Consider the following 8,858-nt stretch of genomic DNA (forward strand, 5'->3'; position numbering starts at 1 on the left):
GAGTCCTTATTAATCTTTGTTATTGTCGCAATCTGCTTCACCGGCCTGGTAATACTCCAGAGCCCAGCGGACGCGAATAAATTCAGTTGGTCGTTGCTGGCGGCGAATATGGTTGAGCCATTCATCGTTTTCCCGGCACCAGTGAAAAACATCCTCCGCCAGAGAAGGCAGGTTGACGGCACCGTTCAGCAACCGAACCGCGCGGAGCAACTGACGCAAAAGTTCGTCGGGCGTTTTCACCGCCGATAAGCGGGAAAAACGCAGTTCCGACATCACCGGGTTATTGCCCGTCATCTGGCCCAGTTGCGCAGCAAACGTCTGTCGCTCATCGATTGATTTAACGTGTGCGGCCAACGCCGCTGTAATACCCAGCGCGGTAAAGCGCCACTCTTGCCCGTCGATCTTCCACAACGTATGGGTCTGCATCAGCAGGGAGCGGAACCCTTCCGAGAGACAGATGTCAGTCACCGTTTTACTGTGGCGCAGGCTGGCACGCAGACCGCGCTTTTCCTGTAGCCCTGCATGCCACTGACGTAACGTCACTCTATGATCGTCCTTCACTATTTTCATTCAGCAGCCCCCTGCTTTTTGGCTTTGGCGGCTTTCGTACTCTGCTTCTCCGCCGATTTCGTGAAATATTTTTTCCGCGCCATCATGATGCGTTTGAGATCAACCCCTTCATAAGGGTTGGTAAAAACGCGGTCATCAAAATAGCTGCGGGTAAATAGCCAGATATCCGTTTGCCATTTGCTCAACCGGTCATCCAGCTCCCAGCCATTTTCAAGATCGTGAATCATTTGCAAAAAGCGCCCCTGAGTCAGATTCCAGAAATCTATATCGATAAAGCTGAAATCGCCGCGCGCGCCTTTAGCATCAGCAAACCAGGCCTCTTTTAACGCACTACGCAGTAAGCTGAGGTTACGCGACGCGGTATTTGCCGCCTTACGCAGACTGGGGATGAGGTTTTCAGTTAACAGCAGTGGGAAGTGGTGTTCATACCAGCAGCGGGCTTTCATATTGTCGAAATCATAACCAAAGCCCCACAGCCCAATCCTGGTGTCTTTCAGGCTATGCGCGCCAACGGTTTTGACCACCAGCGCCGGATACTCAGTGTTATTTTCTGAAGTCCCTTCGTGATTCAATCCCAGCCAGTCGCGCCAGATAAGCCCACCAGGCTGAGGCTTAACGGAATAGAAGCCACTACCTTCTTTTAATGGCAGGCGGTAAGGCGTGAGCGGATGCCGCCAGCCTTCATAATTGACACCATAATTTTTAACGGTCATACCGCTCAGCAGCGCATCACTTTCCGTTTCACAGATATCGCAACGGCCTGAGTGAGTGGTGTTGAAATCAATGCGAATACGCCGCGGCATTCCCCAGTATGCCTGTAACGGGCTCACCTGCTCTGGCGTTGTGACGGCATTTGCCTGTTCGCTGGTACGGGTCGCCGCAAGCCAGGGGAAAACAGATTCATCGTATAAGCCAGGCAACGGCATTTCGGCGCTATCTTGCGGCATGACATTGAGCCACAATTTGCGCCACAGCGGCGTTTGCCGGTTCCCCTGATACTCCTGCAACTCGATAAGCGTGGTCATCGGCCCGCCGCCGCGAAGCCCGGTACGATAACCTTTGCCACCTGCTGGGGCATTTAACTGTAGCGAAAATAGAGCCAGCGCCGCGCAATGTGGGCACAAGCGCTCCGTAACGCCACGTTTAATAAAGTGGTCTTTATTAAATTTGGTGGTCTGCGCACCAGGAATCTCAGGCAACAGGGAAGCAATAGAAACCGTCTCCCCGGTTAGCGGCTCAAAATCCTGCATAAAAGAAGGCGTCTCGCCACCAAACTGAAAGGCGTGTTCCAGTTGTTCCAGCGCGCGATGCAGGGCATCCGCGCTGAGTCCATCTTCCCAGACATCTTCCCAGCGATTGCGGTTTTTTGGCGCGATACTGCATTGCAACAATCCCAGCAGAAACTGCCAGGCAGCCCCCTGTAAATCGGCTCGTGTAGCGGCAATATCGACCACGTTTTCATCCGCCAGATTGACGGGCGCCAACTTCCCTATGGAACCATCTTTAAAGCGCACGGGAAGCCAGGGCGTTGTTAAAAGTGAGAAGCTATTCATTCAGGTATCTGCTCAACCTCCATACTTCCGATTAACCCTTCATGCGACGAATAGCCGCACGAATCTAAATTCGACACAACAATCACCACGGCAAATTCTTTATTCTGATGTTGCTCTACACACCACTGGCGCAGTGCCTCGCCCTCCAGTCGTTCAAACCCGTCTTTATGTTTTTCCCACCAGCCCTGACGTACGCGCAATGCGCTCATCTCCCAGGCGTGTTCTCCCGGCGCATAAGGCCTCACGACCCCTTCGACAATCCTCGCCAGCCACAGCGTGATGGACTCTTCAGCCAGCCGCGTCGACAGTTTTTCCGGCAGTAAATCACCACTTTCGGGGCTATACCCTGGTGCAAAATTTATGAGGTTCTGTTTGGCAAATGCCCGGTCGCAGTAGAATTTTCCTTCCTGCTGCTGTTCCGTCTTCGCGAATCCTTCAGGCATTTCAACGTCTTCACCATATACCGACTCAATAAGTCGTCGGGCAGACTGCGGCATCCGAATCTCGCCTTGCTGACGCAGCACGCGCTGGGTCAACCACAGACGACCATGATCGGGATAAACATAGGCACTGTTGCGCATGACGCTGGATAGCCAGTTTTCTTGCGGCGAGTCATCCCATTCAGGTGCAAGAATCAGCAACGCTGGCGAATCTCGTTCATCCTGACCGGAGGTTTTTACTCGCCCATTGCGATAGCGAATGTGTCTTTGCAGTCGTCCAGCACGTTGGATCAGTAAATCAACCGGCGCTAAATCGGAGATCATTTCATCGAGATCGATGTCTAAACTTTGTTCAATAACCTGAGTAGCGATAATGACCTTGCCGCGACGCTGAGCCGCACTTTGCTTACCGAAGAGTTCAAGCGTCTGAGATTCAATTCTCTGGCGGTCATAGAAGGCAAAACGGCTGTGAAAGAGGGTCAGATTTTCAGGCGAGACGACGCCCTGAGAAACAAGCTGTCGATAAATACGCACCGCGTCATCAACGGAATTTCGTATCCAGGCAATACACCTGCCGTGAAGCACCGCTTGACCGATACGTTCAATGCACGCCTGTTCGTTGTGTATCCAACCCACATTGACGCTACGTTCAACTTCTTTACGGGTTTCCACGTGCGAGGAAACCACTTTCGAGCGCGTAACCTGGGTGAGCCAGGGATAATCGTCATAGCCTAATAGCGGTGCTTCTGCTCGGCATTTCGCGCCTTTCGCAAACGCCGCAATCAGCCTCTCTCTCTGCTGTTGCGAGAGTGTGGCTGAAAGCAAAATGGTGGAATTGCCGTCACGGGCCTGTTTCTCGATCAAACTTTCAAGGATCCGTGACATGTACTGATCGTAAGCGTGGATCTCATCAGCCAGCAGAACCTTCTGACTTAGCCCCAGCATCCGCAGGTTACTATGCTTAAACGGCATGACCGCCATCATTGCCTGATCCAACGTGCCGACGCCCACCTCGGCAAGCAGCGCTTTCTTATTGCTGTCTGCAAACCAGGCGGCGCAGCCCTGGCTGAAAGGCTGTGAATCGTCCGGTTCCTCTGAGCCAGCTAAATCACCTGACCAGATTGACTGATTAAACCGGTCCATTAATCCACTTGCACTGTGTGCCAGCACCAGGCTGGGACGGTATTCCGGTTGGTACAGCGCCAACCAGCTTGCCGCCAGACGATCGAACATGGCATTTGCGGTTGCCATCGTTGGTAACCCAAAATAAAGCCCCCGCGCCTTTCCCGCAGCCATTAAACGATGAGTCAGTATCAGCGCGGCTTCCGTTTTCCCGGCTCCCGTCACATCCTCCAGAATAAATAACTGAGCACCATCAGGGCTAATATCCAATTGCAGGGCTTTCTGTTGTAACGGCGTGGGATGCTGAATAAAGGGAAACAGCGTGGTGATACCTGAGAATTTGGCAATCTCCGCAGACGGAGGGAAAACAGAAACCGCCTCTTTCGCTTTGCTAAGCGCCAGCTTCCAGTAATGCTCAACGGGCATTTTTTCCGCGATACGCGGGAAATAACGCGTTGAAGAACCGGTCCAGTCGGCGAGGACTACCGCAGCTGAAATAAACCAGGAAAGATGATTAATCTGTTCAATGCCTTCGTCATCATCCCAATATTCGGGAATCTCAACCAATGGGAATAGCTGCTTTATCGCCAGAAGAAAGTCGCGAGCCGCTTCTTTATCCTGCTGGCGAAAATTGTTCACTTCCTGAATAGCATCTGGCGGGCGTCCGTGATGCCCTGTCGTCAGCGGCATCCACATTGCAATGGTTCGGCGAAGTTTGCGGGCTGATAACGTAGATAGAGGGAATAATTCTGAACATTCACTTAAATAATTATTCCACAGCCAGTAACCTAACGTCGAATGGGAAATATTTTCATATTGCCGCAAGGGCGCTTCAGAAGAGAGAAAATCGGTATGAAGATGTAATTGTTGAAATGAATGAGCGAACTTTCCGATATCGTGCCAGCACAGAATCCAGGAAAAAAAATGTGCGGCCTGCTCGGTACTTTGTAACCCCAACTTCTGAAGATAATTGTCGATACAATAAATATTGTTTATTACCATCCAATGCCCGACCGCAGCAACGTCTAGCGAGTGCCAGCACAGCAGGTGATAATCGTCGCCACCGTTTTTGTCTCCACGTGCGCTTTTTCCCCAATACTTAAATATCGTCACAAAAGCCTCAAGTTGGTGACAAGAATATCTGCCTATATTGGGCAACTCATATATTTATTTTTTGATATACCTCAAAACATCATTATATAAAACATCCTATTACATTATTTTTCAATATGACTAATAGATGTGTATTATTTATCGTCACAAAACAAAATTTATCTATATAGTTAAACCATATATAACAAAGGATATGCTAATCATCTACAATGTAACTAGCAAAAAGAAAAAGTGATTTTATGGCATTTAAAGTCGTATTGCCCAGGTAATAAGGCCTATTATTAATAGCTCAATAACCGACTCATTATAATTAATGCTTACCAAATCATTTGAGGCGTGAATAATTACCCATCCTTTCGACCCATCTCCGCTGGCGCGGGGAACACCCGATGAAAGCATCACCGTTCAGACCAGCTTGCGGTTTATCCCCGCTCACGCGGGGAACACGCCCTCAATACAATCCCTTTTTGTATATTTTTAGGTTTATCCCCGCTCACGCGGGGAACACACAGATACCGGAAAAGCCGACGAACGTTAGCGCGGTTTATCCCCGCTCACGCGGGGAACACCCCTCGGTTATCCACGCTATAGAGACTACTATCGGTTTATCCCCGCTCACGCGGGGAACACCAGTGTTTCCACTTTCACGAAATAAGGCGCGACGGTTTATCCCCGCTCACGCGGGGAACACTCATTGCGCGATATGAGCAACGCCAGAATCAGCGGTTTATCCCCGCTCACGCGGGGAACACTAAGCCAGCAGATATTGAAGTGCCGGACGAACCGGTTTATCCCCGCTCACGCGGGGAACACCGTTTGGCCTAATGGGTCGGTGATAGTATTCACGGTTTATCCCCGCTCACGCGGGGAACACCCGTTTCGTCCTGCTCAACCGTGGCGATAATGCGGTTTATCCCCGCTCACGCGGGGAACACCCTTGAAGGCGGTTTTTTTATGCCTGAAATCCCGGTTTATCCCCGCTCACGCGGGGAACACGAGACGCATCAATAAATAGACTACTCGCGTACAGGTTTATCCCCGCTCACGCGGGGAACACATTCACCATAGACTGCATTTTTGCTTCATAGCCGGTTTATCCCCGCTCACGCGGGGAACACTACTGTCAACACTTTTTCTCTACATCTGCAATCGGTTTATCCCCGCTCACGCGGGGAACACCCTGCTCGCCTGGATGCGGGGATCGTTCAATCCGGTTTATCCCCGCTCACGCGGGGAACACGCGCACGTAAACCAGGTTGCAGAATTAGGTTGCGGTTTATCCCCGCTCACGCGGGGAACACTCTAAAAATAACCAATTGAATTCATTATATTTTTATACCGCTTTAATTTCTACCAACTTTCAGAGTTCAAAAGCAAAAATTAACACATTGATTTTAAAAGACTAAAAAAATCATTATCATGCATCTCACATTCCACCGAAAAACCTTCTTATCGGGTATCTCAAGCTTTCACCAAGATGGTGAGAGTTGCGAATCTGCTTACTCCGAACTGCTAACGCTATTTTATCCCTGATATGATTATTTCTGCAGATGCCATCTGTATCGAGACATGTTGCTGACAAATAAAAACGCCCCCGGCTATACAGCAAGAGGCGTTAAATAGAGTAAAGAGTCATTACCCTTCGTGCAGCCCGCACTCGCGCTTAAGCCCGAAGAAGCGGGTCTCTTCTTCCGCCATGCCCGGCTCCCATTTGCGGGTGGTGTGCGTATCGCCTACCGACAGATAGCCCTGATCCCACAGCGGATGGTACTTCAGGCCGTGCTTTTGCAGGTACTGGTAAACCGTACGGTTGTCCCAGTCGATGATCGGCAGCACTTTAAAGACCCCGCGCTGAATCGCCAGCACCGGCAGCGTCGCGCGGCTGCCAGACTGCTCGCGGCGCAGGCCGGCAAACCAGGTTTGTGCGTTGAGCTCTTTCAGCGCCCGGTTCATCGGCTCAACCTTGTTGATGTCATTGTATTTCTCAATGCCCTCAACGCCCTGCTCCCACAGTTTGCCGTAGCGTGCTTCCTGCCAGGCGGCGCTCTCTTTCGCGCTGTAGACCTGTAGGTTGAGTTTGAGTTTGTCCGTTAACTCGTCGATAAACTGATAGGTTTCCGGGAACAGATAGCCGGTATCGGTGAGGATCACCGGGATATCCGGGCGAATCTGGTTTACCAGATGCAGGCTTACCGCCGCCTGAATACCAAAGCTTGAGGAGAGCACGTATTCACCGGGCAGGTTTTCCAATGCCCAGGCCACACGCTCCTCGGCGCTTAGCTTTTCCAGTTGGGCGTTAGTTTCCGCCAGAGCCAGCACGCGTTCGACTTTTGGCAGTTCATTCAGCGCATTTAGATCGAGTTTGGACATAAGTTCCTCGCTGTATGCCTTGCCTGATGGCGCTTCGCTTATCAGGCCTACGCAGACGGTAGGCCGGATAAGGCATTTATGCCGCCATCCGGCAATTCAGGTTATTCCCAGAAATCACGCGCTGGATCGAGCACCGGGCGAATGATGCCCGCACGCACCGTAAAGTCGCCGAAGCCTTCACCCACTTCGCGCTCTTTCGCCCAGCGCCCAACCAGTTCGTCTACGGAAGCGAGAATTTCGGTTTCCGTAATGTTTTCGCGATACATACGCGGAATGCGCGTACCCATGCGGTTACCGCCCAGATGCACGTTGTAGCGGCCCGGCGCTTTACCCACCAGCCCCAGTTCAGCCAGCATCGCGCGGCCACAGCCGTTCGGACAGCCGGTGACGCGCATCACGATGTGTTCTTCAGGAATGCCGTGTTTTTCCAGAATGGATTCCACTTTGTCAGTAAACGACGGCAGGAAACGCTCGGCTTCCGCCATCGCCAGCGGACAGGTTGGGAACGACACGCAGGCCATGGAGTTTTCACGCTGCGGCTTCACCGCATTCATCAGACCATGATCGCGAGCCAGCTTCTCTACTTTCGCCTTCTGGCTTTCCGGTACGCCAGCGATGATCAGGTTCTGGTTGGCGGTGATGCGGAAATCGCCTTTGTGGATCTTCGCGATCTCCAGCAGGCCGGTTTTCAGCGGACGACCCGGGTAATCCAGAATACGGCCATTTTCGATGAATAGCGTCAGGTGCCAGTTGTTGTCGATCCCTTTCACCCAACCAATCCTGTCGCCACGACCGGTGAACTCGTATGGGCGGATCGGTTCAAATTTGATCCCCGCACGGCGCTCAACTTCTTCCTTGAAGGTATCGACGCCGACGCGCTCAAGGGTGTATTTGGTTTTAGCGTTTTTGCGGTCGGTACGGTTACCCCAATCGCGCTGCGTCGTCACCACCGCTTCCGCAACCGCCAGCGTATGTTCAAGCGGCAGATAGCCGAATTCACTCGCCGTACGGGCGTAGGTTTTCTTATTCCCGTGCTCGATGGACAGACCGCCGCCGACCAGCAGGTTGAAGCCCACCAGCTTGCCGTTTTCAGCAACAGCCACGAAGTTCATGTCGTTGGCGTGCAGATCGATATCGTTCTGCGGCGGGATCACCACGGTAGTTTTAAACTTACGCGGCAGATAAGTTGAACCGAGGATCGGCTCTTCGTCCGTCGTCGCCACTTTTTCCTGATCGAGCCAGATCTCCGCATAAGCGCGGGTGCGCGGCAGCAGATGTTCAGAAATTTTCTTCGCCCACTCGTAGGCTTCGGCGTGCAGCTCTGACTCATACGGGTTAGAGGTACACAGCACGTTACGGTTCATGTCATTGGCGGTCGCCAGCGCATCAAGCCCGACGGAGTGTAGCATCTGGTGCACCGGCTTCACGTTCTTCTTCAGAATACCGTGGAACTGGAAGGTCTGACGGTTAGTCAGACGGATGCTACCGTAAATGGTGTTATCAGCGGCAAATTTGTCGATGGCCTTCCACTGGGTAGTGGTGATCACCCCGCCCGGCAGACGACAGCGCAGCAGCATCGCATGGCGCGGCTCCAGCTTCTGGGCGGCGCGTTCCGCGCGGATATCGCGATCGTCCTGCTGGTACATGCCGTGGAAACGGATCAGCAGGAAGTTATCGCCTTTAAAACCGC

The 8,858-nt window shown here is 52.2% G+C and carries 5 protein-coding genes and 1 CRISPR repeat array; all 5 genes read right to left on the bottom strand.

Annotation, left to right across the window (positions count from 1 at the left end; genetic code table 11):
• Positions 1–9: 9 nt before the first annotated feature.
• On the bottom strand, positions 10–570 hold the full coding sequence (gene casB / locus RDN66_RS20270; protein WP_202217283.1) for a type I-E CRISPR-associated protein Cse2/CasB: 561 nt from the start codon (positions 568–570) through the stop codon (positions 10–12).
• Positions 567–2,123 carry a type I-E CRISPR-associated protein Cse1/CasA gene (gene casA / locus RDN66_RS20275; protein ID WP_248538309.1) on the bottom strand — a complete coding sequence of 519 codons (1,557 nt, stop codon included), beginning with the start codon at positions 2,121–2,123 and terminating at the stop codon, positions 567–569. The genes casB and casA overlap by 4 nt, the downstream gene beginning before the upstream one ends.
• On the bottom strand, positions 2,120–4,798 hold the full coding sequence (gene cas3 / locus RDN66_RS20280) for a CRISPR-associated helicase Cas3' (protein ID WP_202217281.1): 2,679 nt from the start codon (positions 4,796–4,798) through the stop codon (positions 2,120–2,122). The genes casA and cas3 overlap by 4 nt, the downstream gene beginning before the upstream one ends.
• 357 nt (positions 4,799–5,155) lie before the next feature.
• Positions 5,156–6,099: direct repeats of the CRISPR family, unit length 28 nt; unit sequence GGTTTATCCCCGCTCACGCGGGGAACAC.
• A gap of 334 nt (positions 6,100–6,433) precedes the next feature.
• A complete protein-coding gene (gene cysH / locus RDN66_RS20285; RefSeq protein WP_035892862.1) occupies positions 6,434–7,168 on the bottom strand; it encodes a phosphoadenosine phosphosulfate reductase in 735 nt (244 codons plus the stop codon).
• A gap of 101 nt (positions 7,169–7,269) precedes the next feature.
• A partial coding sequence (cysI, locus tag RDN66_RS20290; RefSeq protein WP_308538143.1) for an assimilatory sulfite reductase (NADPH) hemoprotein subunit occupies positions 7,270–8,858 on the bottom strand: 1,589 nt, incomplete at its 5' end.

Source organism: uncultured Kluyvera sp., assembly GCF_902485085.1.
In the GTDB taxonomy this organism is placed as follows: Bacteria; Pseudomonadota; Gammaproteobacteria; order Enterobacterales; family Enterobacteriaceae; genus Kluyvera; species Kluyvera ascorbata.

Excerpts from the sequence above, each read along its gene's own strand:
- casB (WP_202217283.1), bottom strand. The coding sequence starts at position 570 with ATGAAAATAGTGAAGGACGATCATAGAGTGACGTTACGTCAGTGGCAT.
- casA (WP_248538309.1), bottom strand. The coding sequence starts at position 2,123 with ATGAATAGCTTCTCACTTTTAACAACGCCCTGGCTTCCCGTGCGCTTT.
- cysH (WP_035892862.1), bottom strand. The coding sequence starts at position 7,168 with ATGTCCAAACTCGATCTAAATGCGCTGAATGAACTGCCAAAAGTCGAA.